This window comes from Nonomuraea sp. NPDC059194, assembly GCF_042754765.1.
Lineage (GTDB): Bacteria > Actinomycetota > Actinomycetes > Streptosporangiales > Streptosporangiaceae > Nonomuraea.
The window spans coordinates 55,244-80,814 of the sequence record NZ_JBHZBH010000018.1; the positions used below are offsets into that span (position 1 = coordinate 55,244).

Annotated in this window: 27 protein-coding genes; 12 read left to right on the plus strand and 15 right to left on the minus strand. The window is 71.0% G+C overall.

The genetic code is table 11. From position 1 onward, the window contains the following. Window positions 1-2: 2 nt before the first annotated feature. The 6 genes from ACFXJ8_RS22215 to ACFXJ8_RS22240 all read left to right on the plus strand — a co-directional run bounded on the left by ACFXJ8_RS22215 (window position 3) and on the right by ACFXJ8_RS22240 (window position 4,574). On the plus strand, window positions 3-1,448 hold the full coding sequence (locus tag ACFXJ8_RS22215) for a DHA2 family efflux MFS transporter permease subunit (RefSeq protein ID WP_379645828.1): 1,446 nt from the start codon (window positions 3-5) through the stop codon (window positions 1,446-1,448). A gap of 20 nt (window positions 1,449-1,468) precedes the next feature. Then, on the plus strand, window positions 1,469-1,828 hold the full coding sequence (locus tag ACFXJ8_RS22220; protein ID WP_379645829.1) for a cupin domain-containing protein: 360 nt from the start codon (window positions 1,469-1,471) through the stop codon (window positions 1,826-1,828). A 125-nt stretch (window positions 1,829-1,953) separates the two neighbouring features. Beyond that, window positions 1,954-2,562, plus strand: a complete 609-nt coding sequence (locus ACFXJ8_RS22225) for a hypothetical protein (protein WP_379645830.1) — start codon at window positions 1,954-1,956, stop codon at window positions 2,560-2,562. A 55-nt stretch (window positions 2,563-2,617) separates the two neighbouring features. Continuing rightward, window positions 2,618-3,184: a CGNR zinc finger domain-containing protein gene (locus ACFXJ8_RS22230; RefSeq protein ID WP_379645831.1), complete on the plus strand. Its 567-nt coding sequence runs from the start codon at window positions 2,618-2,620 to the stop codon at window positions 3,182-3,184. Between the two features lie 73 nt (window positions 3,185-3,257). Next, entirely contained in the window at window positions 3,258-3,710 is a 453-nt protein-coding gene (locus ACFXJ8_RS22235) for a VOC family protein (RefSeq protein ID WP_379645832.1), read from the plus strand. Between the two features lie 3 nt (window positions 3,711-3,713). After that, window positions 3,714-4,574, plus strand: a complete 861-nt coding sequence (locus ACFXJ8_RS22240) for a pyridoxamine 5'-phosphate oxidase family protein (RefSeq protein WP_379645833.1) — start codon at window positions 3,714-3,716, stop codon at window positions 4,572-4,574. Between the two features lie 46 nt (window positions 4,575-4,620). Here ACFXJ8_RS22240 and ACFXJ8_RS22245 read toward each other — a convergent pair whose 3' ends face one another. From ACFXJ8_RS22245 to ACFXJ8_RS22265, 5 genes are all read right to left on the minus strand, one after another. Next, on the minus strand, window positions 4,621-5,232 hold the full coding sequence (locus ACFXJ8_RS22245) for a copper resistance protein CopC (RefSeq protein ID WP_379645834.1): 612 nt from the start codon (window positions 5,230-5,232) through the stop codon (window positions 4,621-4,623). Then, window positions 5,229-6,449, minus strand: a complete 1,221-nt coding sequence (locus ACFXJ8_RS22250; protein ID WP_379645835.1) for a Dyp-type peroxidase — start codon at window positions 6,447-6,449, stop codon at window positions 5,229-5,231. Before ACFXJ8_RS22250 ends, ACFXJ8_RS22245 begins: the two co-directional genes overlap by 4 nt. Continuing rightward, window positions 6,442-7,029 carry a copper chaperone PCu(A)C gene (locus ACFXJ8_RS22255; RefSeq protein WP_379645836.1) on the minus strand — a complete coding sequence of 196 codons (588 nt, stop codon included), beginning with the start codon at window positions 7,027-7,029 and terminating at the stop codon, window positions 6,442-6,444. The genes ACFXJ8_RS22250 and ACFXJ8_RS22255 overlap by 8 nt, the downstream gene beginning before the upstream one ends. Window positions 7,030-7,155: 126 nt before the next feature. Further along, on the minus strand, window positions 7,156-7,716 hold the full coding sequence (locus ACFXJ8_RS22260; protein WP_379645837.1) for an MFS transporter: 561 nt from the start codon (window positions 7,714-7,716) through the stop codon (window positions 7,156-7,158). 121 nt (window positions 7,717-7,837) lie between these two features. Next, the gene (locus tag ACFXJ8_RS22265) at window positions 7,838-9,325 is read right to left on the minus strand and encodes an MFS transporter (RefSeq protein WP_379645838.1); all 1,488 of its coding nucleotides are present in this window, start codon (window positions 9,323-9,325) and stop codon (window positions 7,838-7,840) included. Window positions 9,326-9,488: 163 nt separating this feature from the next. Between ACFXJ8_RS22265 and ACFXJ8_RS22270 the strand changes: the two genes are divergently transcribed. After that, the gene (locus tag ACFXJ8_RS22270; RefSeq protein WP_379645839.1) at window positions 9,489-10,130 is read left to right on the plus strand and encodes a response regulator; all 642 of its coding nucleotides are present in this window, start codon (window positions 9,489-9,491) and stop codon (window positions 10,128-10,130) included. 24 nt (window positions 10,131-10,154) lie between these two features. On the opposite strand, the gene ACFXJ8_RS22275 is transcribed toward ACFXJ8_RS22270, so the two are convergent. Both ACFXJ8_RS22275 and ACFXJ8_RS22280 read right to left on the minus strand, forming a co-directional pair. Further along, on the minus strand, window positions 10,155-11,801 hold the full coding sequence (locus tag ACFXJ8_RS22275) for a GAF domain-containing protein (RefSeq protein WP_379645944.1): 1,647 nt from the start codon (window positions 11,799-11,801) through the stop codon (window positions 10,155-10,157). A gap of 77 nt (window positions 11,802-11,878) precedes the next feature. Continuing rightward, complete coding sequence (locus ACFXJ8_RS22280) at window positions 11,879-12,349, minus strand: hypothetical protein (protein WP_379645840.1); 471 nt, start codon at window positions 12,347-12,349, stop codon at window positions 11,879-11,881. Between the two features lie 179 nt (window positions 12,350-12,528). Here ACFXJ8_RS22280 and ACFXJ8_RS22285 point away from each other — a divergent pair, with 179 nt between their 5' ends. Continuing rightward, a complete protein-coding gene (locus ACFXJ8_RS22285; RefSeq protein ID WP_379645841.1) occupies window positions 12,529-13,158 on the plus strand; it encodes a helix-turn-helix domain-containing protein in 630 nt (209 codons plus the stop codon). A 10-nt stretch (window positions 13,159-13,168) separates the two neighbouring features. Here the strand turns inward: ACFXJ8_RS22285 and ACFXJ8_RS22290 are convergent, their stop codons facing one another. Genes ACFXJ8_RS22290 through ACFXJ8_RS22310 form a run of 5 tightly spaced genes read right to left on the minus strand, consistent with a single transcriptional unit; the run spans window position 13,169 to window position 17,204 of the window. After that, a complete protein-coding gene (locus tag ACFXJ8_RS22290; RefSeq protein ID WP_379645842.1) occupies window positions 13,169-14,110 on the minus strand; it encodes an asparaginase in 942 nt (313 codons plus the stop codon). Continuing rightward, on the minus strand, window positions 14,103-14,897 hold the full coding sequence (locus ACFXJ8_RS22295) for an amino acid ABC transporter permease (RefSeq protein ID WP_379645843.1): 795 nt from the start codon (window positions 14,895-14,897) through the stop codon (window positions 14,103-14,105). The genes ACFXJ8_RS22290 and ACFXJ8_RS22295 overlap by 8 nt, the downstream gene beginning before the upstream one ends. After that, window positions 14,894-15,538, minus strand: coding sequence for an amino acid ABC transporter permease (locus ACFXJ8_RS22300; protein WP_379645844.1), 645 nt, complete (start codon window positions 15,536-15,538; stop codon window positions 14,894-14,896). The genes ACFXJ8_RS22295 and ACFXJ8_RS22300 overlap by 4 nt, the downstream gene beginning before the upstream one ends. Then, complete coding sequence (locus ACFXJ8_RS22305) at window positions 15,538-16,455, minus strand: glutamate ABC transporter substrate-binding protein (protein ID WP_379645845.1); 918 nt, start codon at window positions 16,453-16,455, stop codon at window positions 15,538-15,540. Before ACFXJ8_RS22305 ends, ACFXJ8_RS22300 begins: the two co-directional genes overlap by 1 nt. A gap of 20 nt (window positions 16,456-16,475) precedes the next feature. Continuing rightward, a complete protein-coding gene (locus ACFXJ8_RS22310) occupies window positions 16,476-17,204 on the minus strand; it encodes an amino acid ABC transporter ATP-binding protein (RefSeq protein WP_379645846.1) in 729 nt (242 codons plus the stop codon). Between the two features lie 146 nt (window positions 17,205-17,350). On the opposite strand from ACFXJ8_RS22310, the gene ACFXJ8_RS22315 reads away from it, so the two are divergent. Then, a complete protein-coding gene (locus ACFXJ8_RS22315) occupies window positions 17,351-18,490 on the plus strand; it encodes an ROK family transcriptional regulator (protein WP_379645847.1) in 1,140 nt (379 codons plus the stop codon). 149 nt (window positions 18,491-18,639) lie between these two features. On the opposite strand, the gene ACFXJ8_RS22320 is transcribed toward ACFXJ8_RS22315, so the two are convergent. Continuing rightward, window positions 18,640-18,789, minus strand: coding sequence for a hypothetical protein (locus tag ACFXJ8_RS22320; RefSeq protein WP_379645848.1), 150 nt, complete (start codon window positions 18,787-18,789; stop codon window positions 18,640-18,642). Window positions 18,790-18,953: 164 nt separating this feature from the next. On the opposite strand from ACFXJ8_RS22320, the gene ACFXJ8_RS22325 reads away from it, so the two are divergent. After that, the gene (locus ACFXJ8_RS22325) at window positions 18,954-19,085 is read left to right on the plus strand and encodes a hypothetical protein (protein ID WP_379645945.1); all 132 of its coding nucleotides are present in this window, start codon (window positions 18,954-18,956) and stop codon (window positions 19,083-19,085) included. A gap of 222 nt (window positions 19,086-19,307) precedes the next feature. Here the strand turns inward: ACFXJ8_RS22325 and ACFXJ8_RS22330 are convergent, their stop codons facing one another. Together ACFXJ8_RS22330 and ligA are read right to left on the minus strand one after the other, a co-directional pair. Beyond that, entirely contained in the window at window positions 19,308-21,266 is a 1,959-nt protein-coding gene (locus ACFXJ8_RS22330; RefSeq protein ID WP_379645849.1) for a DUF4132 domain-containing protein, read from the minus strand. A gap of 333 nt (window positions 21,267-21,599) precedes the next feature. Beyond that, entirely contained in the window at window positions 21,600-23,690 is a 2,091-nt protein-coding gene (gene ligA, locus ACFXJ8_RS22335) for an NAD-dependent DNA ligase LigA (RefSeq protein ID WP_379645850.1), read from the minus strand. Window positions 23,691-23,870: 180 nt separating this feature from the next. Between ligA and ACFXJ8_RS22340 the strand changes: the two genes are divergently transcribed. Then, window positions 23,871-24,089, plus strand: a complete 219-nt coding sequence (locus ACFXJ8_RS22340) for a hypothetical protein (RefSeq protein ID WP_379645851.1) — start codon at window positions 23,871-23,873, stop codon at window positions 24,087-24,089. Between the two features lie 264 nt (window positions 24,090-24,353). Continuing rightward, window positions 24,354-25,475 carry a tyrosine-type recombinase/integrase gene (locus ACFXJ8_RS22345; protein ID WP_379645852.1) on the plus strand — a complete coding sequence of 374 codons (1,122 nt, stop codon included), beginning with the start codon at window positions 24,354-24,356 and terminating at the stop codon, window positions 25,473-25,475. Window positions 25,476-25,571 lie beyond the last annotated feature (96 nt).

Genomic DNA, 25,571 nt, shown 5'->3' on the forward strand with positions numbered 1-25,571 from the left:
CCGTGACCGCCGACCTCGCGCGCGGCGCCCCCTCGCGGGTGCCGCTGGCCACCGCCGGACTACTCCTCGGCATGCTGCTGTCCGTCCTGGACCAGACGGTGGTGGCCATCGCGCTGCCCGACATCGCCGCCGACCTCGGCGGCATGGACGCGATCGGCTGGGTCGTCACCTCTTATGTGCTCGCCTCGACCACGACCGGCGCTCTCTACGGTCGCCTCAGCGACAGGTTCGGCCGCCGCGCGGTCTTCGTGACCGCGGTCGCCGTGTTCGTGGCCGGTTCGATGCTGTGCGGTGTGGCCCAGACGATGTCCCAGCTCGTGGCCGCCAGGACCGTGCAGGGCATCGGGGCGGGCGCGCTGTTCGTGCTGCCGACGATCGCGCTGTCCGAGTTGTACCCGCAGCGGCTGCGCGGCCGGGTCCAAGGCCTGACCGGCGGCGTCTTCGCGCTGGCCAGCGTGGGCGGCCCGCTGGTGGGAGGCGCGATCACCGACGCCGCGGGCTGGCGCTGGATCTTCTACGTCAACCTGCCGCTCGGCCTGCTCGGCATCGCGCTCGTGGCGTTCGCCCTGCGCCTGCCCAGGGCGGGCGGGGACGGCAGGGTCGACGTGCCCGGCTCCGCGCTGCTGGCAGGCGCGATGGTGAGCCTCCTGCTGGTGGCCGAATGGGGTGGCCGCGTCCACGCGTGGACCTCCGGCGTGATCACCGCGCTGGCCGTGGCCTTCGCCGTCCTGCTGGCGCTGCTCGTGTGGTGGGAACGGCGGGCGGCTGACCCGCTGCTGCCGCCGCGGCTGTTCGCCGTCCCCGCGCTGCGTCTCGTGCTGCCGGCCACGGCGCTGCTCGGGGCGTTGCTCGGCGGCTCGATCGTGTACCTGCCGACCTACCTGCAGTCGGCGTACGGCATGACCGCCACGCAGGCGGGTCTCGCGCTCAACCCGTACGTCATCACGTTCATGGCGGTCTCCTTTCTGGCGGGGGCCCGGCTCTCCGGCCGGGTCAAGCCCGTTCTGCTGGCCGGGTCGGTGATCGTGGTGGCGGGGTTCGCGCTGCTGAGCGGGCTCGACGCGGGCACGCCGTACGCGCTGCTGGCCGTGCACCTGGCTGTGCTCGGCGCCGGATTCGGGCTGCTGATGCAGAACCTGGTCGTCGTCGCGCAGAACGCCGCCGTCCCCGCCGACCTCGCGGCCGTCACCTCCATGGCGGTGTCGGTGCGCGGGCTCGGCATGTCGCTCGGGGTCGCGGTCTTCGGTACCCTGCTCGCCAGGCAGACGGACGGCCGGACCCCGAGCGCGGCGGCCACGGCGGCGGCCATCCCCGAGGTGCTCGTGTGGGGCGTCCCCGTGGCCGTGCTGCTGGTGGCCGTGATCGCCGCCCTCCCCTCTCGGCCGTCCGGGGTCGCGTCGGCCCAGGTGGCGGGCCTTGTAGGGGGTGAAACTCCGGTGCGAGACTGAAGCCGACGGGAGGGGACGTCATGATCGAGGTCAAGAACATCGACAAGCCGGACGAACATCGCGACTTCCCGAACGGCCGCCTGGAGGTGTGCAACCTCAGCGGCCTGACCTTCGGCGTGGCCACGTTCGAGCCCGGATGGCGCTGGTCGGAGTCGGTCAAACCCATCGCGGGCACCGACTCGTGCGAGGTCTACCACAACGGGTTCGTCGTCTCCGGCAGGCTCCGCATCCGGATGAACGACGGCGCCGAGGCCGAGCTCGGGCCGGGCGACGTCTTCGTCTGCCAGCCTGGCCACGACGCCTGGGTGGTCGGCGGCGAGCGGTGCGTGGTCTACGACTTCTCCGGCGGCGCCGCCGAATACGCCAAGCCGCAGGGCTAGCGGCCGCGCGCCCTGGTTGGGGCTTTCCGTGCCGTTGCTTGTGCCAACCCTGCATCTGCGCGGCTCGACCGGGTGGTGCGGCCGCCGTAGCCTCGGAGATCGGGAGGGGCGCCTAAGGAGGCATCATGTTCATCCAGGTCATCAAGGGCCGCACCGCCGATCCCGCACAGCTGCGCGCCGCGCTCGACCGCTGGGTGGAGGAGCTGTCGCCCGGCACGCCGGGCTGGCTCGGCACGACCGCGGGCGTCACCGACGACGGCACCTTCGTCAACCTGGCCAGGTTCGAGTCGGAGGAGGCGGCCCGCGCCAACAGCGGCAGGCCCGAGCAGCACCAGTGGTGGACGGAGACCTCGAAGCTGCTCAGCGGCGACGTCGTCTTCCGCGACTGCCGCGAGGTCGTCTCGTTCCTGGGCGGCGGCTCGGACGAGGCGGGGTTCGTCCAGATCATCGAGGGCAGGACGCGCGACGTGCAGCGGATGCGCGAGCTCAACGACCTCTACGAGGCGCGTTTCCAGGACTTCCGCACCGACGTCATCGGCGGTGTGGCAGCACTGTACGGCGAGGGCGCGTTCACGCAGGCGATCTACTTCACCTCCGAGGCGGCGGCGCGCGAGGGCGAGCTCAAGCAGCCGCCCGCCGAGCTGAAGGAGCTGTTCGACGAGGAGATGGCGCTCTACGAGGGCGACCTGGTCTTCCACGACCTGCGCGACCCCTGGCTGTTCTCCCGGCGCTGACGCCGGCCGGCGGCTTCTCATGGCAACGGTGCGCCAAGCCCATTAGCCTGGTGGGATGCTCGCCCTCGACTTCGTCAGCACGCTCCGCGCCGGGCGCTCGGGCCTCACCGACAACCTCGCCGACCCCGGCGCGCTCACCGCGTGGGCCCGCTCGCACGCCGACGACCTCGGCCTGGACCCCGGCTTCGCCGCCACACCCGAACAGTGGAGCCAGGTCGTGGAGCTGCGGCAGGCCGTCAGGGCGCTGTTCGCCAGGGCCGTCGCGCCAGGCCCGCCCAGCGCGGCCGACGCGGCCCGGCTGCCCCCGTTCGACCAGGCGCTGGCCAGGGTGAACGCGGCGGCGCTCGCCGTACCCACCGCTCCTCGGCTGGCCTGGGACGAGGCCGCGCCCACGCTCACCCACGTTCCCGTGGGACCTGCCGAGCAGGCGCTGCCCGCGCGGCTGGCACAGGCGGCCATGGAGTTCCTGGCCGGACCCCAGGCCGCCGAGCTTCGCGCCTGCCCCGCCCCCCGGTGCGTGCTGTATTTCGTCAAGGAGCACCCGCGTCAGGAGTGGTGCTCGACCGCCTGCGGCAACAGGGCCAGGGCCGCCCGCCACTACCGCGCACACAAGGGCGAGTGACGCACGTCACTATTTTCTAACGGAACAGTGCTCAAAACTCCGTTATATTCGTCATATCGGATCACACGGAGGAGTGAGCATGTCCGCATTCCAGACCGGCCACATCGGCCTCAACGTCACCGACCTCGACCGGTCGGCCGCCTTCTACCAGAGCGTGTTCGGCTTCGAGATCAGCGGCAGATCCCAGCAGGAAGGCAAGGAGTACGCCTTCCTGTCCCAGGACGGCACGCTCGTGCTGACCCTGTGGCGCCAGAGCGAAGGCCGCTTCCCCACCGCCACCCCTGGCCTGCACCACCTGTCGTTCCGGGTCGAGGGCCTCCATGAGGTACAGCAGGCCGAGGCGGCACTGCGCGAGATCGGCGCGACCATCCACCACGGCGGCATCGTCCCCCACGGCGAGGGCGCCTCCTCGGGCGGCGTGTTCTTCGAGGACCCCGACGGCATCCGCCTGGAGATCTTCGCCCCCGACGGCGCCGGCGACCGTCCCGCCCCCAGCGGCTCGGCCCCGACCTGCGGATTCTTCTAGGCCATGGAGCACCGGGGAGAAACCGCCGTCCAGCGCATGGCCGGCGTGCCGCGGGCGGGAGCGTGGGGGTCGGCCAGGGTCAGGCCCGAGATCCCCGACGCGGCCGCCGACTTCCTGCGCCACCAGCGCATGCTGGTCATCGGCGCGACCGACACCCGCGGCCGGATGTGGGCGGGCGCGCTGACCGGCCCTGAGGGATTCGCCCAATCGCTGGACGAGCGGCGCGTGATGATCGGCGCGTTGCCGGGGCCCGGAGACCCGCTGGAGGGCGCGTTCGAGAGCGAGCGCGAGCTCGGCGTGATCGCGATCGAGCCCGCCACCAGGCGCCGGATGCGCGTCAACGGCACCGCCCACGCCGCGGGCGCGGGCCTGCTGGTGCACACCGACCAGGTGTACTCCAACTGTCCCAAGTACATCCAGGCCAGAACGATCGTCCCTGGGCCCGGCCACGTCTCACCCGTGGCGCGCTCGACAGACGTGCTCGACGCGCGGCAGCGAGAATGGATCTCCCGCGCGGACACCTTCTTCGTGGCCACCCACGCCGAGGGGCTCGGGGCCGACGTCTCGCATCGGGGCGGCAATCCAGGCTTCGTCACCGTGTCCGGCGAAAGGCACCTGGCCTGGCCCGACTACGTGGGCAACATGATGTTCATGACGCTGGGCAACCTGGAGCTCGACCCGGCATGCGGGCTGCTGTTCCTCGACTACAACAGCGGCGACGCGCTGCACCTGACGGGCCGGGCCCGGGTGAAATGGGGTTCGGAGCGGAGCGTCGGCTTCGAGGTGGACGGCGTGGTGGAGATCACCGGGGCCTCGCCGCTGCGCTGGGAGTTCGGCGACTACTCCAAGCACAACCCTGCCTGAGGGATGCCCCTCCCCGCTTCTCGCGCGAGGGAGGGGCCCGTCATCATTAGGGCTTCGGGGGCTCCCGCATCACCTCGTCCTCGCCGGGCTCCTTCCTGCCCCGCCTGACCAGCAGCAGAGCCGCGCCCGCCAGCGCCACGACGGCGCCGGTCGCCCACAGCCACACTGGCACACCCTGCTCGGCCGGCTTGTCCGCCCCGGCGGCAGTCGCAGGCGCGGCGGAGGGCTCGGGCGCCGCCGAGGCCACCGTGGCGGACTCAGAGACAGAGGGGGTGGGGGTGGTGGAGGCGGCCCCCTTCACCGTGAACGGGATCTCCCCCTCGATCGGGTGCCCGTCGGAGGAGACCACGCGCCACCCGATGACGTAGCGGCCCGGCGCGGGCGGCTGCGGCACCCGCACCGTGACGACCGCGCCGTCCACCTCGGGCTTTTCCACGGATACGGCCGTGCCGCCCTCGTCGTGCAGCACGACGGCGGGCAGCCGTACCCGCGAGGTGAACTCCAGCTCGATCTCCTCCACCGCCGCCACCGCGGCGTTCCTGGCCGGCGAACTGCTCTTGAGCCGGTCGTGGGCCAGCGCCTGCGGCGCGCCGTACCCGACGAACAACCAGCAGGCGGCCAGCACCAGCAGGCTCCTGCGGACCAATGTGTTGATCATGACAGCAGGCTCTCCCCAATCCAGCCGTCGGGCCCGCAGCCCGGCGGTACGGCGAAGACCGCCGAACCGATCGGCGTCGTCCATTCGTTCAGCAGGTCCACCTCGGCCAGCCGTTCCTGGACGGGCACGAACTGGCGGGCGATGTCGGCCTGGTAGGAGGCGAACAGCAGCCCGGTGTCCGCCCTGCCGTCGGCGGCCACGCCCTCGTCGTAGTTGTAGACCCTGCGCATGATCCGCAGGTTCGGATCGGCGACGCGGGCCCTGCGGATGTGGGCGTACTCGGAGATGACGGGAAACCCGGTGGCCGTGAGCTTGGCGAAGTCGGGCTCGTCGTGCTCGGTCCCGCCGGTCAGCGGCGCGCCGTCGGCCAGGCGGCGGCCCACCGTGAACTCCTTGGCCACGACGTCGGCGGCGTCCCAGGTCTCCATCTCGGCCCTGATCCGCCGCAGCACCAGGGTCGTGCCGCCGCTCAGCCAGCCGCCCTGCTCCGGAACCCAGACCGCCCGCTCGAACTCGGGCGTCCCGGGCACCGGGTTGACGGTTCCGTCGAGTTGTCCCATGACGTTGCGTTGGGTGGTGCCGCTGCGCTGGGCGTGCGCGGCCCGCCGGAACCCGCGCTGTGTCCAGCGGACGCGGGCGAACGACCTGGCGTCCTTGACGACCATCCGCACCGCGTGGGCGACGGTGAGCGGGTCGTCGGCGCAGACCTGGACGAGCAGGTCGCCACCGCTCCATCGTTTGTCCAACTTGTCGATCGTGAAGGCGGGCAGCGCGGCCACCGGCGCGGGACGCCGCTTCTCGCGCCCGACCGCCGCGAACAGGCCAGGCCCGAACCCGAACGTCACGGTCAGCCGCGCCGGCAGCGACGCCAGTTCCGGCTCGGTGTCGGCCAGCGCGGGCCGCCCCTGGGTCAACCTCCGGGCGTCGTCGGTCAGCAGCCGCATCATCCTGGACACCTCGTCGCGGCCGACACCCTCGCGCAGGTCGAGGCCGACGAACACGGCGTGCGCCTGCGGCGCGGTCGCCACGCCCGCCTGGTGCGGGCCGTGGAACGGCTCGACCGCACGAGCGTCGGCGAGCGCCGTGCCCGCAGTCGCGGCGGCGGCACCGGCGGTCCCGACGACAGCACCGGCGGGCCCGACGACGGCGGTCACGGCCGCCGCGGCGCCGCCCGCGAACAGCCGGCGGCGGTGCACCGGCAGCGTCGGCTCAGCCATGGCTGCCGCCCATGTCCATGCCCGGCTGGTAGTCCTCCTTGGCCCCGGCGAAGTCCTTGCCCATCGCGGTGAAGACGAACGTGCCGCCGCCCTCCAGGTCCAGCGTGAACGACACCTCCGCGCCCGGCTTCACCTCCTCGGTGACGCCCATGAGCATGATGTGGTCGCCACCGGGCTTCAGCTCATGGGAGCCGTTGGCGGGGATCACGAACCCGCCCTTCTTCGGCTGCATCACCATCTTTCCCTTGGACTCGACGACCTCGTGCAGCTCGACCTTGGGCGACAGCGGGCTGCTGCCCGCGACGACGGTGACGGGCTTGCCCGAGGTGTTGACCAGGGTGCCGAAGGCGGCCGTCATCCCCTTCTTGGTGGTCTTGATCCACGGGTCGGTGATCGTGAGCGGGGCCCCGTTGGCTGATGGCGCGGCCGAGGGATCGGCCGCGGGATCGGCCGACGGGTCGGCCGGGGAGGTCGCCACCGCCAGGCTGGGGGCGGGGTTGGCCGCCTCCTGGGAACCGCAGGCGGTCACGCCTGCCAAGGCGGCCACACTGATGGCGGCGAGGATGACGCGCGAGAACATGGGAAAGCCCTTCTTCCGGCTGAGCCGGTTACTGGTGCCACGGCACTGTTGTGAGCTCGGCGCTGCCCATCACGGGGGAACACAGCACAGGGGAACGCCGAGTAACGCTGACGCTCGTGGGTGAGGTCAGGCGGTAACGGTGCGGGTGACGCCAGGAGGGCCGCGCCTGTCGAGGTCGTGGCCGAGCAGGATCCAGCGCGGGATGACCGGCGTCGCGGCCGGCGCGGCGAGGACCGTACGGCCCGCCGGGTCGACGAACGCCAGGAGCGTGAAGAGCAGGCGCACGGCCAGCCGCCTGAGCAGGGCCCAGATGGCCCGCTCCCCGTGGGACAGCCACAACGCCGTCAGCCCGACCGCCCACCCGTGCATGACCAGCATGCCGAGCCCCGGCACCAGCCCCGACTGGCCGTGCCCGTGGGCGACGGCCACCGGCTCCACCGCGTGGGCGGTGGAGAACAGCACGTGCAGCACCGCCTGCGAGGCGGCGAGCGTCGCGAGGATCACGCCGAGCGAGCGCTCCCGCCCGGCCAGCGCGTGCGCGGGCAGGAACGCCAGCAGCAGCGCGAGCAGCGCGGACGGCGTCGAAACCGACCCGCCGGCGAAGGTGTGGGCGGCGATGCCGAGCAGGACGGAGACCGCGGCGAAGGCGGCGGCTCGCAGCGCTCGTAGCGGCATCGTGGCTGACATGGCGCCGCCATCATCGCACGATGCCCCGCCGCGCCCCAAAGCGGCTCCTTCCGCCCACCTGCCGCGGACAGCGGAAGGCTCCGGTACGGCCCGCGGGAGCCGTACCGGAGCCTGTCTGTGATCAGGCGGAGATCGTGCTCTCGTCCTCGGCGGGCGTGGGAGAGACGGCCGCGGGAGCCGTACGGCGCAGCATCGCCATCGCGGTGACGCCCGCCAGCAGGCAGCAGACCGTGCCGACCCACGCGCCGAGCGACATCGCGGAGCTGAACGCGTCGCGGGCGGCCGCGACGATGCCGGGGTCGCCCGCCACCACCGCCTGCCCGATCGACTCGCGCGCGGCGGCGGGCGCCGAGCCCGGCATCCGCGAGGTGTAGACCGCCGCGAGCACGCTGCCGAGGACCGCGATGCTGAGCGCCATCCCGACCTGCTGGACGGTGTCGTTCAGGGCCGAGCCCGCTCCGGCCCGCTCGACGGGCACCGCGCCCATCAGCGTCGTGTAGGCCGCGGGCCCCGCCAGGCCGCCGCCGATCCCCATGACCAGCATGGAGGCGAACATCCCCCAGTAGCCGCCGGTCGTGGCCAGCAGCACGAAGGATCCTGCCATCACGACCATGCCGGCCACGATCAGCGTCCTGTTGCTGACCTTCTGGCCCAGCACCACGCCGACGTAGTTGAAGACCGTGGCCGCGATCGCGTACGGCAGCAGCCCCAGACCCGCCTCGGTGGGGCCGAGCCCGAGGACGAACTGCAGGTACTGGGTGAGCATGAGCATGACCGCGCCGATGCCGAACGACATCAGCAGGATCGAGAACGACGCACCGGTGAAGTCGCGGCTCCTGAACAGCTCCAGCGGCAGCATCGGGTGCGGGGTCCTGCGCTCCCAGAGCACGAAGACCGCGAGCGTGACGGCGGCGAGCACCGCCACGGGCACGTTCACGCCCTGGTGGGGCGCCTCGATCACGACGTAGACGAGCGCGGTCAGCCCGACGGTCGACAGCAGCACGCCGAGCGGGTCGAGCCTGCGCTCGGGGCCGCGCCGCTCGGGCATGAGCACGTAGGCGGCCACGATCGCGATCACCGCGACGGGGACGTTGAGCAGGAACACCGACGCCCACGAGAAGCGCTCGATCAGGAAGCCGCCCAGCGTCGGCCCGCCGATCACGCCGACCGTCGCCACGACGCTCCAGGCGGCCATGGCCTTGCGCCGTTCGTCTTCGTCGAACGTCGTGATCAGGATGGACAGCGTCGATGGCATCAACATGGCACCACCGACGCCCATGAAGGCGCGGGCGGCGATCAGCTGCCATGGTTCGGACGCCATCGTGGCCAGCAGCGACGCGCCGCCGAACAGCGCGAGGCCGATCACGAGGAAGCGGCGCCTGCCGTACCGGTCGGACAGGTTGCCGGTGGTGAGCAGCAGGCCGGCGTAGACGAGCACGTAGGCGTTGATGATCCACTGGATGTCGGACGGGGTGGCGCCGAGGTCCGTCATCAGGGCGGGGATGGCGACGTTGAGCACGGTGGTGTCGATGACCAGCACCATCAGGCTCAGGCAGAGGACGACGAGCACCCACCAGCGGCGGGGGTCTCGTCCGGCGTGTGCTGACACGTTCGGGTTCCTTGTCGTCAGAGGGAGACAGCATTCGAGATATGTCGCGGTGCCTGCGTGCATCACTATGACGCCATAATGGCATCATCGCAAGTGCGTGCTGTCACCCAGCGCGGGACTTTGGTCCCTACCAGCGCGGACGAAGGAGCGTTAGCGTCGGAGCATGATTCGCGTGTTCCTCCTCGATGATCACGAAGTCGTGCGGCGGGGCGTCGCCGCCCTGCTGGAGTCGGAGGACGACATCGAGGTGATCGGCGAGGCGGGCACCGCGGCCTCGGCCATCGCCCGCATCCCCGCGCTGCGGCCCGACGTGGCGGTGCTGGACGTGCGGCTGCCCGACGGCAACGGCGTCGACGTCTGCCGCGAGGTCCGTTCCGCGCTGCCCGAGCTGCAGTGCCTGATGCTGACCTCCTACGCCGACGACGACGCGCTGTTCCAGGCGGTCATGGCGGGCGCGGCCGGTTACGTGCTCAAGCAGATCCACGGCTCCGACCTGGTCGGCGCGGTGCGCACGGTCGCCGGCGGGCAGTCGCTGCTCGACCCGCAGACGACGGCGGCGATGCTGCAGCGGCTGCGCGAGCAGGTCGACAGGAAGGACCCGCTGCGGGCGCTGTCGGAGCAGGAACGCCACATCCTGGAGCTGATCGGCGAGGGGCTGACCAACCGCCAGATCGGCGAGCGGCTCCACCTGGCGGAGAAGACCGTCAAGAACTACGTCTCCAACCTGCTGAGCAAGCTCAACATGCAGCGCCGCACCCAGGTCGCGGCCATGGCCGCCAGGATGAAGGCCGACCGCGGGCGATGACGGCTCCCCCGCCCGCCGGCAGGATCACACCGGCACCCGCCACCGCAGCCGGGTCCCGCCCGTGACGGGCGTCTCGACCTCCAGCGTGCCGTCGAGCTGAGCGGCGCGGTCCTCCAGGTTACGCAGGCCGCTGCGGCGTCCGCCGGCGCCCACGCCGACGCCGTCGTCCTCCACCACGAGCGTGAGCGCGCCGTCGGCGACCTCCACGGACACCTCCGCTCTCGACGCCTTGGCGTGGCGGACCACGTTCGACATCGCCTCGCGCAGCACCGCCAGCAGGTGGTCGGCGACCGCGTCCGGCACCTCGTGGTCGAGCCTGCCCTCCATGCGCAGGCCCGGCATGAACCCGAGATGGCCCCTGGCGTTCTCGACGAGGTCGACGACGCGGGCCCGCAGGCTCGGCGAGTCGGGCTCGTGCGGCACCTGGAGGGCGAAGATGGTGGAGCGGATCTGCCTGATCGTCTCGTCCAGCTCGTCGATGGCGTGCTGGACGCGCCCGGCCGCCTCCGGGCGCTGGATCAGCCGTACCGCGCCCATCAGCGTCATGGCGACGGCGAAGAGCCGCTGGATGACCACGTCGTGCAGGTCCTTGGCGATGCGGTCGCGGTCCTCCAGCAGGCCGAGCCGCTCGGCGTCCCTGCGCGCCTCGGCCAGTTCGAGCGCGACCGCGGCATGCCCGGAGAAGTCCTCGAGCATCTCCACATCCGCGCCGGTGAACGGCAGCCTGCCCGGGCGCTTGAACAGCGCCAGCACACCGCGCACCGAGGGCGCGGCGCCCAGCGGCACCAGCAGTGCCGGCTCGTCGGGACGGCCGGCGTCCGGCACGCCCGTCTCCACCCGTGACTCGCCGCGGGTGAAGACATCGCCGACGGCGCTGTCCCCCAGCGGGAAGGGAATGCCGCGCAGGTCGTCGCCGTCCTCGCCCTCGGCGACCGCCACCCGCAGCGCCGCGCCCGAGGCGTCCGGCAGCAGGACGGTGGCCACGTCGGCGCCGGTCATCCTGCGGGCGCTGGTGGCCAGCATGCGCAGCACCTCGTGCGGCTCGGCCCCGGACAGGAGACTGGTCGTGATCTCCGTGGAGGCCCGCAGCCGCGTCTCCCTGCGCCGCGTCTCCTCGTACAGCCTGGCGTTCTCCACCGCGACGCCCGCCGCCGTGGCCAGCGCGATGACGATCGCCTCGTCCTCCTCGTCGAACTCGCCGCCGCCCCGCTTCTCGGTCAGATACAGGTTGCCGAACACCTCGTCACGGACCCTGATCGGAACGCCGAGGAAGGTGCCCATCGGCGGGTGACCGGGCGGGAAACCGTACGACTCTGGGTGGTCGGAGATCCGGCCCATCCGCAGCGGCCGCGCGTCCTTGATCAGCAGCCCGAGCAGGCCCAGACCGTGCGGCCAGTGCTCGATCCTGGCGATCTCCTCCTCGCTCAGCCCCACGGGGATGAACTGCAGGAGCGTGCGCTCCTCCCCCACCACGCCCATCGCCCCGTAGCTGGCATCCACGAGATCGGTGGCCGTCTCCACGATCCGGCGCAGCATGGTCTCCAGGTCCAGGTCGCTGCCCACCGCCACCACCGCGTCCAGCAACGCGTGCACCCTGTCACGGGTGGCCAGCACGGCGTTCAGCCGTACCTGGAGCTCCGCCAGCAGTTCGTCGAGCCGCATGTTCGGCATCAGCGGATTGGACACATCTGGAAGTGTTCCACTGGTACGGCAAAACGCCCACCACTGGCGGGTGGCCGTTTCTTGGTCTATTTCAGGTACGGACTGCGGACCAGCTTGCCGAGGCCGAGGGTGTCGCCCGCGTGGGCCAGGGCGAGGACGAGCAGCGCGATCGCGCCGGCGAGGCACCCGACCACCAGCGGATGGCCGACCTGGGGCAGCTTGGCCGCGCACACCAGCGCGAGCGTGATCCACGCCCCCACGGCCGCCGCCCTGGTGGCGACGCCGAGCACGAGCCCGAGGCCGAAGCCGAGAAGTGCCAGCATGAACAGGCCGTCCACCCACGGCTGTCCTGACTGGAGCGCGAGGTCGCCGTTCTCGAGGAAGGCGCCGGTCGGGCTGCCGCCGTAGATCCACACCTGGTCGGCGGGCGTGCCGAGGCCCATGCCGAAGCCCCGGTCGACATAGACCCACAGCAACAGCGAGCCGATGCCGATGCGGGCCAGCGCCCACACGTAGTCGAGGAGTCTGGAGCTGAGGGCGATGCTCTGGGTAACCACCCGTCCAGGACACCGCATCCCCGGCGCCGGCGGCAGTGCCGTGCGGCCCCTGTGCGTGGGACTTTGGTCCTCATCCGCGGCGTACGGAGGTCCCGGCGACGGAGGTCCGACGGCCATGGCGGGCCCGCGCGAGGGGTTCATAGCGTCGAGACGTACGACGACGAGGAGGAGGAGCCCCGATGACCAGCGACCTCGGACGCAGGATCCGTCACCACCGCGAACGTCTCGGCCTGACCACCGACGAGGTCGCCGAGCGGGCCAAGCTCGCCCCCGGCTACCTGCGGCTGCTGGAGGAGAGGGTGGCCACGCCCGGCATGGAGACGCTACTGCGGCTGGCCGATGTCCTCGACACCACGGCCAGGGACCTGCTCGGCGACGACGTCGACCGGCCGCAGGGCCGCGCTCCCGCGGCGGCCGCCCCGCGACTGGAGGAGCTGTCGCGCGAGGAGTGCCTCAGGCTGATCGCGCCCGGCGGGGTGGGCCGGGTGGCCTTCGACGGCCTGCGCGGGCCGACGGTGCTGCCCGTCACCTACCGGCTGGACGAGGGGGCGATCGTCTTCCGCACCGCGTACGGCGGGCCGATGGACGAGGACCTGCGGACCGGTCTCGAGGGCGTCGAACGGAAGGTCGGCTTCGAGGTGGACCGGATCGACGACGCGATGCGGGAGGGCTGGAGCGTGCTCGTGCAGGGCCCCGCCCACCACGACGTCACGGGGCCCGACGTGCGACCATGGGCGGGCGGCGACCGGACGCTCTATGTGCGGATCGTGCCCACCCAGATCACCGGCCGCCGCATAGTCGCCTCCTGACCCGGGGGATCTACACCGCGTGGATCTCGCCGACGGGCACTCCGCCGCCCACGACCGGGATCCTGGCGAAGGCGTCGGCCCCCGAGACGTCGCAGCCCATCCGGCCCAGCACCGACAGCGCGATCGCCGTCGTCGCCCTGGGACTGCCGTCGATGACCTTGACCGCCGCCGTGTGACCTGACTCCGTGGCCGCGACGAGCACGCCCTCGGCGCCGCCCTTCACGACCGCTCCCGGGATCGCACGCATCAGCTCGGTGTTCTGGTGCCCGGTGCCACCGACGTACTCGGGGTGCTCGCGCATCGCGTCTGCGACCCGCCGCGGGGCGCTGCCCGGCGCGGCCAGCACGAGCGCCTGTACGGCCCTGGCCAGCCCCGTCAGCGACAGCCCGAACAGCGGCGCGCCGCACCCGTCGACGGCCACGGCGGCGGCCCGTTCCTTCGACAGCTCCTCCACCCATGCCCTCACCTGGAGCTGGAGCGGGTGGTCCGGGTCGAGGTAGGAGGCGGTGTCCCAGCCGCCCGCGACGGCGGCGGCGAGCATCGCGGCGTGCTTGCCCGAGCAGTTCATCCGCTCGGGCGATCTGCCGTGCCCTTCGCGGATGAGCCGGTGGCGGGTGCTCTCGTCCTCCGGCCAGTCCTGGGGGCATCGGAGGTGGCCGGGGCCGAGGCCGTACTCGCCGAGGAGGTCGGCGACCAGCCGTACGTGGAAGTCCTCGCCCGTGTGGCTGCCCGCGGCGATGGCCAGGCGCGGGCCGCTCAGGGCCGCGCCCGCGGCCAGGCAGGCCAGCGCCTGGAACGGCTTGGCCGACGAGCGGGGCAGGACGGGGGCTTCCACGGGGCCGAGCGCCACCTCGGCGCGGCCGTCGGGGGCCAGGCCGACCGCGCTGCCGTAGTGGACGCTCTCCACGAAGCCCGAGCGGACGACCTTCGCGAGCGTGGCGAACTCAGGCACGGGCCTTACTCCTTTGCTCCAGCACCCTGGCGAGCTTGGACAGGGAGGCGTTGACCACCAGGTAGATGAGCGCCGCGACCAGATAGGACTGGATGACCAGGCCGTTGTAGGCGGTCAGGACCTTGCTGGAGAACAGCAGCTCGCCGTAGCTGACGATGAAGCCGAGCGAGGTGTCCTTGAGCAGGCCGACGGACTGGCTGACGATCGAGGGCAGCACCCGGCGCGCGGCCTGCGGCAGCACGATCATCCGCATGGTCTGCAGGCGGGTGAGGCCGACGGCCAGGCCCGCCTCGCTCTGCCCGCGTTCGACCGACAGGATGCCCGCGCGGAAGATCTCGGCGAAGGCGGCCGAGTTCGACACGGTCAGCGGCGCCGCGAGCTTCCAGAACAGCGGCAGGTCGAGACCGTACCTGGGCAGCGCGAACAGCACCACGTACACCAGCAGCAGCGCCGGGATGACCCGCACCACCTCGATGTAGGCGGCGGAGGGGACCCGCACCCAGCGCCGCTCGGACAGCCGGCCGAGGGCCAGCAGCAGCCCGAGGGCCATGGCCAGCGCCGCCGACACGACGGCGGCAAGCGCGGTCGAGCCCAGCCCGCCGAGCAGGTAGCGCCACATGGGCCAGGTGGCGTACGGCTGCCAGCGCGCGTAGTCGAGCTGCCCGTTGGCGGCGAACTGGCGGACGGCCAGCGCGACGAGCGCGACGGCGGCCAGGACGCCCAGGACGGTGGCGATGCGGATCCTGCGCCTGGCGCGCGGGCCTGGCTCGTCGAACAGCACGCTCATCGGACCATCACCAGCCGTCGCTCGAGCCGTCCCGTCACGAAGCCGACACCGGCGGCGATGAGCGCGTACACCAGGCCCACGCCCACGAAGATCGGGATGGGCTGGGCCTCCACGAGGTTCACCCGCTTGGCCTCCTCCGTCAGGTCGACCACGCTGATCGCGCCCGCCAGCGTGGTGTTCATGAGGAGCGCGATGGTGATGTTGCCGAGCGGCTGCACGACCGTGCGCAACGCCTGGGGGAGGATGACGTGCCACAGCGACTGCCGGAACGTCAGCCCGAGCGCCCTGGCCGCCTCGCCCTGGCCCTTGCCGACCGCGTTGACGCCCGAGCGCAGCGCCTCGGCGATGTAGGCCGCGGTGTAGAGCGAGATCACCACCATCGCGGTCACCAGCTCGCTCCCCTTGATCCCGATCTCGGGCAGGCCGAAGTAGGCCAGGGTGAGCAGGACCAGCAGGGGAAGGTTCTGGAACGCCTCCACGTAGGCGGTGCCCATGGCGCGCAGCACGCCCACCGGGCTGACCCGCATGGCGGTGATCAGCACCCCGAGCACCGCCGCGCCGGCGAACGACGCGACGGCGAGCTGGAGCGTCACGACCAGTCCCTGCCAGAGCTCGGGCAGGTGGTCCAGCAGGACGGACATCAGGAGCCCGGCACCGAGCCGATCTGCGGCGGGGCGGGCGCCTCGCCCTTGACGACCGTGCCGATGGAGTTCTTCCACGCCTGTTGCCAGACGCCGGTGCTCTGCGTCTTCTTCAGCCAGTCGTTGACGAACGTCTTGAACTGGTCGTCGCCGTGCTTGAGGCCGATGCCGTAGGGGTCCTGGGTGAAGGGGTTGCCGATCACCTGGATGGACGGGTCCTTCTGGGCGTTGGCGATCAGCAGCGTCTCGTCCTGGACGTAGGCGACGCCGCGGTCCTGCTTGAGCGCCTGCATGCATTCGGGATCGCTGCCGAAGGTGACGATCTCGGCCTGCGGGGCCAGCTTCTTGATCGCGGGGATGGCCGGGGTGTTGGCGCCCGCGATGACCTTCTTGCCGTTGAGGTCCTCGGGCTTGGCGATGCCCGTGGTGCCCTTCTTGACGGCGATCGTGAGGCCCGAGGTGTAGTACGGCCCGGCGAAGGCGACCTGCTCGGCCCGCTCCGGCGTGATCGTGTACGTCTGGAAGACGACGTCGACGGTCCCGTTGGCCAGCAGTGCCTCGCGCGTCTCCGACGCCGAGTTGACGATCTTCACCTTCGGCTCGCCGATGATGTACTTGGCCAGCGCCTTGCCCATGTCGGCGTCGAAGCCCTCGACCTCGCCGCTGACCGGGTTCTGCTGCGACAGCAGCGGGGCGTCGAGCGAGCCGCCGACGATGAGCTCGCCGCGCTTCTTGATCTTCTCCATCGTCGAGCCGGGCAGGATCGCGGCCGCGTCTGCGACGGGGGCCTTGGCCAGCAGCTCGTTCGCGGCGGGCTTGGCCTCTCCTGGTACGGCGGGGCTGCCTGCGGACTCCGAGCTGGAACAGGCGGCGAGGCCGAGCAGCGACACGGCGACGACAGCGACCATCTTCTTCATGGGCACCATCCCTTGCGTTCTTAGTGAGTGAGTACCTTGGCCAGGAAGTCCCTGGCCCGGTCCGTCTGCGGGTCGTCGAAGAAGGTCGCGGGGGCGCCCTGCTCGACGATCTGGCCATCGGCCATGAACACCACGCGGTCGGCGGCCCTGCGCGCGAAGCCCATCTCGTGGGTGACGACGACCATGGTCATGCCATCGCGGGCGAGGCCGGTCATGACGTCCAGCACCTCGCCCACCATCTCGGGGTCGAGGGCGGAGGTCGGCTCGTCGAACAGCATCACCTTGGGCCGCATGGCCAGTGCACGGGCGATGGCCGCGCGCTGCTGCTGGCCGCCGGACAGCTGTCCGGGCAGCTTGCCCGCCTGCTCGCCGATGCCGACCCTGTCGAGCAGCTCGCGGGCGCTCTTCTCGGCGTCGGCACGGCCGGCGCCGCGCACCTTCATCGGGGCGAGCGTGATGTTCTCCAGCACGGTCTTGTGCTGGAACAGGTTGAAGGACTGGAAGACCATGCCGACGTCGGCGCGCAGCCTGGCCAGCTCGCGGCCCTCCAGCGGGGCGGGCACCCCGTCGATGACGATCTCGCCCTGCTGGGCTGTCTCCAGCCGGTTGAGGCAGCGGCACAGCGTGGACTTGCCCGACCCCGACGGGCCGATCACCACGACGACCTCGCCGCGCGCGACGTCGAGATCGATGTCGCGCAGCGCATGGTGGCGGCCGAACCACTTGTTCAGCCCTCGTACCCGGATCATCCAGCCCTCCCACGGTCACGGCATCGCTTTGGCAGGGATGCCATGACACTTCCTTCGATATCGAAGACAAGGCGGAACGTAATGGATGATTTCGCGATAAGTCAACACATTGTCGTACGAAGGTAAAGCGTGGTATTCATCTGCTCATGTCTGGCAAAGAGCGGCTGCCCGTGACGGGGGCGCAGGGGGGACTGCTGCGGCTCGTCGCCACCGGCCAGGCCGAGTCACGCGCCGATCTGGCGCGGCTTTCCGGCCTGGCCGCCTCCAGCGTGTCACTGCGGGTGGAGGAGCTGCTCGAGGCCCGCCTGCTGGTCGAGGAGGGCTCGGGCACCTCGCGTGGCGGGCGCAGGCCGCGCAGGCTGCGGCTGGCGCCCAGCGCGGGCCTACTGGCGGTCGCCGACCTCGGCTCCCATCACGTACGGCTCGGCCTGCTCGACCTGAGCGGGGCGCCGCTCGCCGTACAGGAAAGGGCCTGTGACATCGGGGCCGGGCCCGAAGCGGTGCTCGACTGGATGGCCGACGCCTTCGACGACCTGCTGCGCACGCACGCCCCGCCGGGCATGCCGCTGCGCGGCGTCGGCACCGGCATCCCCGGTCCTGTGGACCCGGCGTCGGGGCGCGTGGTCGGCCCATCCCGCATGCCGGGATGGAACAACTTTCCCGTCGCCGACCACCTGGGCGCCCGCTACGACCTGCCCGTGCTCGTGGAGAACGACGCGAACCTCCTGGCCGTCGGCGAGGCCCGCTCGTGGCCCGGCGCCGACAACCTCATGGTGCTCAAGACCGGCACCGGCATCGGCTGCGGTGTGATCGTCAACGGACACCTGCACAGGGGCAGGGGTGCGGCGGGCGACATCAGCCACGTCAGGGTGCGCACCGACTCCTCCGTCATGTGCTCGTGCGGCCACCCCGACTGCCTGGAGGCGTACGCCAGCGGCGCGGCGCTCATGTCGGCGCTGGCCGAGGCGGGGATCGCGGTGGACCGGCCGGCCGACATCGTCGGCCTGGTGAGTGACGCGGTGCCGGAGGCGACCAGCCTGACGCGAAGCGCGGGACGGCTGATCGGCGAGGTCCTCACGGTGCTCGTGAACTTCTTCAACCCGGACGTGATCGCCGTCGGCGGCAGCCTGTCGGCGGCCGAGCCGCTGATCGCGGCGATCAGGGCGGCGGTGTACGAACGCTGCCTGCCGCTGGCCACGCGCGACCTGGAGATCGCTCCCGCGCGGGCGGGCAAGGACGCGGCCCTACTGGGGGCGGGCGCGCTCCTGCTCGACGCCGTGCTCTGACCTCCGGCGATCCCCTTCCACCTGCCCGTTCCGGCAACCCTCCGTCGCCCGTTCGAGGCCGCCTGCGCCAAGCGCCATACCCACGACGGCACCACCTTCGCCAATCCGCGCAGCGCGGCCGCAGGCACGCTACGCGCCCAGGACCGGCCCTACTTCTGCGAGCTGACGTTCTTCGGGTACGGCGCGCTCCCCCTGCCGCCCGACGACGACTCCGCGCTGGCGACCCGCCTGCGCGAGCTGCCGCACGGCGAGATCATGGAGTGGGTGGCCACGCAGGGCGTGCAGACCACGGCGGCCACGCCCGTCGCCGGGATCGTGGCCGAGACGATCGAGCAGGTCCAGGAGCGCGTCGAGCAGATCGCCGCCGCCCGCGCCGCGCTGGGCGATCGCCTACAAGCTGCCGGCCACCGAGAAGATCACCAAACTGCTCCGTGTCGAGTGGAACACGGGCCGCACCGGCATCATCGCCCCGCGCGCCGTCCTGGAGCCGGTCGAGCTCGACGGCAGCACCGTCACCTACGCGACCTTCTCTGAACTACCGAAACCAGCGTTGCCCGGCAGGTCGAGCGGCACGTCATCGGTCACCGTCGCTTGACGCGACGCCCGGGGCCGGGCATGAAGTGGCTACGCGGCTGGACACACGGTGGATCCGTGTGATCCACCGTCGTGTCTGCCGGAGGGTGTCAGGCATCGAGAGCTGAAGGTACTGGGAGGCCGGCTCCCGGACCGAACCGGTATTGGAAGGACCATGACGTGGTCCGCCCGGCGACCTCGGGATAAATCGCACGCGATTGCGGAGGTTCCCTTCCCGCGTGCGTCAAGCCCGGATCTGACGGGTGATGGAGGGGTCGGTGATGGCGGTGTCGTTCGCCAGCAGGAAAGCCTTGCTGAGGATGAGCGCCAACCGGCCGTCCTCCTCGAACGGAAGGAACAGCCCGGCATGGGGGTCGCGTCCGGAGACGATGCACAGGTAGGCGTCGTTGGGTTCCATCAGGATGTTCGCCGACCCCAGATGGATCTTGTAGGTGCGTAGATCGCCTCGAACCAGCAGGAAGCGGTCCGTCATGGTGCATCGGTCCGCGATGGTCGTACGCCCGATCAATCGGGACAGGGCGTCGCGCCGGACCTGGGCGCTCTCGGCCAGGTCGCCGAAGCCGTAGGACTGCCAGTAGTCCCCGTGGCCGTTGGGGTCCAGGCCGGTGGAGGTGACACCGACGGCCAGGTCGGCGTCTCGCAGCGCCTCCGACAGGATGAGCGGAGGAACCTCGGCCAGCGGGACCCGCGAGATGCCGGCGAGGAAACGGATGTCGCCGCTGACGCAGATGGAGACGGGGCCGACGTTGTCCCGCTCGGCGGACCCCTCGTCCAGGTGGAAGTCCCAGGTGACGGTCAGGCCGCCGGGCAGCTTTTTGGTGGCCGTGCACTCACCGGACCCTCCGGCCCAGTCCCAGTGGCCCAGCGTCATGCCAGTCCAGCCGCGGTCGGTGAGCAGTGTCTTGGCCTGGCCGTACCGGAGCAGGTGGTTGGAGAAGCGGCGCGAGTGGTCGCGTGTCTCCTCCTCGGCGGGGGTGAGCAGGTAGACCTCGCGGAAGGCCTGCTTGTACGGCTGGCGCAGCTCCTTGCCCTGCACCACCTCCCGCCAGGCGCGCACCTCCTCCAGGGACGCGCGGGCCGGATGCCACAGCCGCACCGGCACCTCCGGCACGGTCAACCCCAGCTCGGCGCGCCACACACCGGGCGAGACCTCGAACTCCCAGATCAGCCGATCGGTGACCGAGTGACCCTCCAACTGCCGGTACGGCGGAGCCATCTCGCCGGTGCATCCGGCCTCCAGCGCCCTGATCAGGGTGGCCTGCTGCTGCGCGGTCTGCTTGGCCAGCTCGCGCAGCCGCTTGACCTCATCGGGGTGCTCCCGTTTGACCGCCGCCGGGACCGCCTTCAGCTTCTTGTCCCCGTGCCACCACGACAGCTCGACCTTGCCGTCGGTTGAGATCACCGCCGTGTGCTCGCCGACGGCCTGCCGCAGCCGCCCGTCGGGTATCCGGAACGCCACCTCCAGCCGGTTCGCCAGGGCGGCCTCGATGCGCTTGAACATGCGGTCAAGTTGCTTGGGCACCCCGGCATGCCGGGTGGCCTGGCGGGCGGCCCGCAGCGCGGAGATCGCCTCGGGCGTCGGGTGCTCTTCCACCGCGCGGGCGATCTCGAACAGCAGCCCCTGCGACGGCAGGGTCTTGGCCTGGGTCGGAGCCACCGCGATCCCGCGCAGCAGCCTGTCCAGCAGCTCGGGCAGCCAGGGCTCGTCCCGGAGGAGCGCCAGCCGTACGGCCCGGCCGATGGTCCTCTTCTCTCCGTCGTCGAACGCCTTCTCCGCTCTGTAGGGAATCTCGCCAGCGTGGATCGCCGTGACGCGGGCCTCGGCCGCCTCCAGAACCGTCCGGGCGAAGTCCAGGTAGCCGGGCCGGCCGCCGAGCCATTCGATGACGGCGGGCAGCGGGGCAGCGTGGTCTGGCCGTTCTCGCATCGCCTTGGCCATCGCCTCGGCGAGCAGCGCCCGCAGCTCCACGTCCCAGCCGAACACCACCTCCATCTCGGCGACCGCGATCGGCCCGCGCTTCTCCGCGAACTGGGCGCTCACTTCGGCGTCCATGCCCGCCAGCCCCGCCGCCGCCATCACGGAGAAGGGTTCGTACGGTTGGTGTTCGTACCGTCGGTGTTCGTCCAGCAGGTATCCGACCAGCTCGCGGGCCGCCACGGCCAGCCGCTGCTCGTCTACCACGTACGGTGCCGATATCAAGCTGCCGTCGACGGTCCGGACCGCCGCGCCCAGCCCGGCGCTCAGCTGGGAGGCCTCGGGCCAGTATGTGGGGTCATTCGCGGTCCCAGTGATCAAATTGTGCAGGCGCTGCGCGAGGGGGGAGAGGTGCATGCCGATGGTTCCTGTCAGAGGTGGATCTGGCGGGTGATGGGCGGGCCGGTGATGGCTATCGAACCGTCGCCGCGTCCAGGCCGATGCGGTGATCGGTTCAATCGCCTCGTATAGGTCTCTACGAGGTGATTGCTACGTGGCTGATTCGAGCTCGTCGATCAGATGAGATGACTCCGGTCCTGATCAGATGAACGGGCCGACGAGGCCGGCGAACTCCTCCGGGCCGACGATCCGCACGCCTAGGCTCTCGGCCTTGGCCCGTTTGGAGCCGGCCTTGTCCCCGGCCACCAGCAGCGACGTCTTCGCCGAGACGCTGGAGGAGGATTTGCCTCCGGCGCGTTCGATCAGCTCGTTCATCTGGTTGCGGGTGAGCGCCTCCAGCGCTCCGCTCATCGCGCCGGTGACCACGACGGACATCCCGGCCAGTGGCAGCTCGGACGCGCCGCTCGTGTCGGTGTCGGCTTTGGCATCGGCGTCAGGAGCGGTGGGTGGTGTCCAGCCCGGCTCGGTCATGGTGACCCCGGCCTTGACCAGTTTCTCGATGAGGTCGGTGAGCTCGACCAGCTCCGCCACCACCCCTGGGGCCTTCTTCGGGCCGATGCCCTCCACCGCCTCGATCGCCTTGGCATCGGCCGCGCGGATGGCGTCCATGCTGCCGAAGTGCTTGGCGATGCGGCGGCTCATGGAACGGCCGGTGCCGCGCACGCCCAGCGCGCAGAACACCCTGCTGAGCGGTTGCGTCTTGGCCCGCTCGATGGCGGCCAGCAGGTTGTCGGTGCTGGTCTCGCCCATCCGCTCCAGGCCCAGCACCTGCTCGCGGGTCAGGAAGAACAGGTCGGCGAAGTCGGCGATCAGCCCGGCGTCCAGCATCTGCTGGATGCGGTTCTCGGCCAGGCCCTCGATGTCGAGCTGGTCGCGGCCGGCGGCGTAGCCGATGGAGGCGATCACCCGGCAGGCGCGCCCGCGTACGCACCGCCACCGCTCCTGTGAGGCGTCGATCGCGTCGCCGCACAGCGGGCAGACCTGCGGGATCGGGATCGGCCGCTCGTCGCCGGTGCGCAGGTGCACGACCGGGGCCTCGACCCGGGGAATGACGTCGCCGGCCTTGTAGACGACCACGGAATCGCCGAGCATCAGGCCCCGGCGGGTGATGTCGGCAACATTGTGCAAGGTTGCGTAAGTGATCTTGCTGCCTTCTAGATCGACCGGCTCCAGCACGGCGCGCGGGGCGATGATGCCGCTGCGGCCGACGTTCCACTCCACACCGAGCAGTTTGGTGATCTTTTCGGTGGCGGGTAGTTTGTAGGCGATCGCCCAGCGGGGCGCGCGCGAGCTGAAACCGGCCTGGGCCTGGTCGGCGGCGAGATCACACTTGATCACGATGCCGTCGATGCCGAAGGCCAGCTCGGCGCGTTTTGCGGCGATCTGCTCGACCCGCTCCTGGATCTGCTCCAGGGTGGTGGCGACGATCCCGCCGACGTCGGTGACGGCGGGGGTCTGCACGCCCTGGCCGGCGACCCACGTCATGACCTCGCTGTGCGGCAGCTCGCGCAGTCGCGCGGCCGGTTCGGAGATGTCGTCGGGGTGTGGCAGCGCGCCGTAGCCGAAGAACGTCAGCTCGCACACGTAGGGCCGGTCCTGGGCGCGCAGCGTGCCGGCGGCGGCGCTGCGCGGGTTGGCGAACGTGGTGCCGTCGTGCGCCTGCCGCTTGGCGCACGCGTCCTCGAACTGCGACGTGGTCATCATCACCTCGCCGCGCAACTCCACCGTGACCGGCTCGGCCAGCCTGGCGGGCAGTCCCACGATGGTGCCGATCGCGTGGCTCACGTCCTCACCCTTGGTGCCGTCGCCCCGGGTGACCAGCTGCATCAGCCGCCCGCCGCGATAGCGTGCGGCGATCGCCAGCCCGTCGAGCTTCGGCTCCACGCTCCACGCGGTCACCGGCCGGCCCAGCCTGCGCTCCAGCGACGCGGCCCATTCGACCAGCTGCCCGGCGCCGAAGACGTTGTCCAGGCTCAGCATCGGCACCGTGTGCGGCACGTCGCCGACCACCGCGCCACCGGCCACCTTGCCCGTCGGCGAGGACGGCAGCACCTCGTCGGGATGCTCGGCCTCATACGCCTGGATGCCCCGGACCAACCGGTCGTAGGCGTCGTCGTCCAGCGTGGAGGTGCCGTCTCCGTAATAGGCGGCGGCGGCGTCCAGGGCGAGCTGAACGGCTTCGGCATAGGCGCTCTGATCAGCAAAGAGAGTGCTGGGAGGTGCGTCGGTCATGATCCCATCATCGCGCCCGGCACCGACAATTTTCGGCCTCCGGGACGCGACCCCGAGCCGGAGTATCCCTCTCGGGTATGGCCGTCGGAGAGATGCCGCACTGGAGGGCGGCCCGTCGTGTCAGCCAATCAGCCGGCGATCCAGGCGGTGTGAGGCATCGGCGCCGGGAAGGCACCTGTCGTGGTCGCCGAGCTGGTCGAGGTCGGGCCGCTCATCGACAAGCTGGTCAAGGCGGGGATGAACATGACGGAGCCGGGCGTAGCCGCCCCGGATCTCCTGGAGCCGTCGGCACCCCCGGATCACCCGGAGCCTTCGGCGCCCCCGGATCCGCTGGAGCCGTCGGAACCGCCGGTGCTCCCGGTGCTCCCGGTGCTCCCGGCGGCGATTCCGGCAGTGTGACGACGGCGGTCGCGTTGCCGCTGACGGGTATGTCCGTCGTGGTCACCGGCGCGATGAGCGGGCCGCTCGAAGCCTTGTCACGCAACGAGATGAACCAGCGGATCCGTTGACTGCACCATCTGACGGATCCGCTGGCGCTCCTGGGCGACGGGCGTAGACCATCTCTCCTCATGGTTGGGAATGGTGAGTTCTCTGGTGCGCACCGCGCTCTGATGGACGGCAAGAGAGATCTGCCGAGGATCGGTGCGGTGGAGAAGGGCGACAGTGCCTCAGCCGTACATCGTGGTCGATGCAGCAGAACGCGAGATCGAGCCTGTCAGCCGGTATCTGAGGGATCTCCTCATCGGGGACGTAAGCCCGCTGACCTGCCGTAGCTACGGTCACGACCTGTTGCGCTGGTTCCGGATGCTGTGGGCCGTGGACGTCGGCTGGGAACAGGCCACCGAGGCGGAGACCGCGACCTTGGTGGGGTGGTTGCGTACGGCGCGGAATCCTCAGCGACGCCGCCGCGATGGCACAATGCCGCCGGGCGTGGTTCACCCCACGACGGGGAAGCCGACCTTGGGCTCGGGGTACGCGCCACGAACCATCGCCCACAACTTGTCGGTGGTGCATGGCTTCTACGCCTTCCACCTGCTCTTCGGCCGGGGCCCGCTGGTCAACCCGGTACCCGAGAGCAAGGCTCGGCGCCAGGCTCTGGCCCACCGTTCTCCGATCGAGGCGCCCCTTCCGCATCGACGCGGCCGGCTGCGGCCGAAGATTCCGGTCCGGCAGCCACGCGCGATCCCGGACGCCCAGTGGAAGAAGCTGTTCGCGCAGATGCGCTGCCCTCGCGATCGTGCCCTTCTGGCCTGCTACGTCTCCTCGGGCGCCCGGGCCTCGGAGTTGCTGGGCGTGGGCGTCACCGATATTGACTGGCGCAAAGGCCAGGCCTGGCTGATCTCCAAGGGCACGCGGGCCCGCCAACCCGTTCCGCTCTCGCCCGAGGCCCTGGCATACCTGGCCGCCTACCTGGACGAGGCAGGCCTGCCCGGTGCCGGTGTCCCCGTCTGGCGCACCAGGCGCGGAGAGCCCCGGCCACTGACCTACTGGGCAGCCCGCCGGATTCTCCAGCGCGCCAGCCAGGCGCTGGGTGCGAACTGGACCCTGCACGACCTGTGGCACACCGCGGCTACCCGGCTAGCGCGCGATCCGGAAATGACACTGGTCGAAGTTCAGACGATTCTGCGGCATGCGCATCTCAGCACCACCGCGCTCTACACAGAGGTCGGTCTGGACGATCTGATCGACAAGCTTGCCGAGCACTACGCCCGGCCGATCCAGCCGCAGGCCTGGACGCAGAACTATGCCGCAGACGACATCGAGGCGGTGTTCGGTGCCGGGTAGCGCGATCGGTGACAGCTACCGGATCAAGGGGCCGACGACTAACCGGGTGCGGCGCCACGACGCGGCACAGATGGGCAACTTCGAGCCCACTGCGGT

Coding starts and splice junctions, on each gene's coding strand:
- ACFXJ8_RS22220 (WP_379645829.1), top strand. CDS start 1,469: ATGATCGAGGTCAAGAACATCGACAAGCCGGACGAACATCGCGACTTC.
- ACFXJ8_RS22225 (WP_379645830.1), top strand. CDS start 1,954: ATGTTCATCCAGGTCATCAAGGGCCGCACCGCCGATCCCGCACAGCTG.
- ACFXJ8_RS22230 (WP_379645831.1), top strand. CDS start 2,618: ATGCTCGCCCTCGACTTCGTCAGCACGCTCCGCGCCGGGCGCTCGGGC.
- ACFXJ8_RS22240 (WP_379645833.1), top strand. CDS start 3,714: ATGGAGCACCGGGGAGAAACCGCCGTCCAGCGCATGGCCGGCGTGCCG.
- ACFXJ8_RS22245 (WP_379645834.1), bottom strand. CDS start 5,232: ATGATCAACACATTGGTCCGCAGGAGCCTGCTGGTGCTGGCCGCCTGC.
- ACFXJ8_RS22250 (WP_379645835.1), bottom strand. CDS start 6,449: ATGGCTGAGCCGACGCTGCCGGTGCACCGCCGCCGGCTGTTCGCGGGC.
- ACFXJ8_RS22255 (WP_379645836.1), bottom strand. CDS start 7,029: ATGTTCTCGCGCGTCATCCTCGCCGCCATCAGTGTGGCCGCCTTGGCA.
- ACFXJ8_RS22260 (WP_379645837.1), bottom strand. CDS start 7,716: ATGTCAGCCACGATGCCGCTACGAGCGCTGCGAGCCGCCGCCTTCGCC.
- ACFXJ8_RS22270 (WP_379645839.1), top strand. CDS start 9,489: ATGATTCGCGTGTTCCTCCTCGATGATCACGAAGTCGTGCGGCGGGGC.
- ACFXJ8_RS22275 (WP_379645944.1), bottom strand. CDS start 11,801: ATGCCGAACATGCGGCTCGACGAACTGCTGGCGGAGCTCCAGGTACGG.
- ACFXJ8_RS22285 (WP_379645841.1), top strand. CDS start 12,529: ATGACCAGCGACCTCGGACGCAGGATCCGTCACCACCGCGAACGTCTC.
- ACFXJ8_RS22295 (WP_379645843.1), bottom strand. CDS start 14,897: ATGAGCGTGCTGTTCGACGAGCCAGGCCCGCGCGCCAGGCGCAGGATC.
- ACFXJ8_RS22300 (WP_379645844.1), bottom strand. CDS start 15,538: ATGTCCGTCCTGCTGGACCACCTGCCCGAGCTCTGGCAGGGACTGGTC.
- ACFXJ8_RS22305 (WP_379645845.1), bottom strand. CDS start 16,455: ATGAAGAAGATGGTCGCTGTCGTCGCCGTGTCGCTGCTCGGCCTCGCC.
- ACFXJ8_RS22310 (WP_379645846.1), bottom strand. CDS start 17,204: ATGATCCGGGTACGAGGGCTGAACAAGTGGTTCGGCCGCCACCATGCG.
- ACFXJ8_RS22315 (WP_379645847.1), top strand. CDS start 17,351: ATGTCTGGCAAAGAGCGGCTGCCCGTGACGGGGGCGCAGGGGGGACTG.
- ligA (WP_379645850.1), bottom strand. CDS start 23,690: ATGACCGACGCACCTCCCAGCACTCTCTTTGCTGATCAGAGCGCCTAT.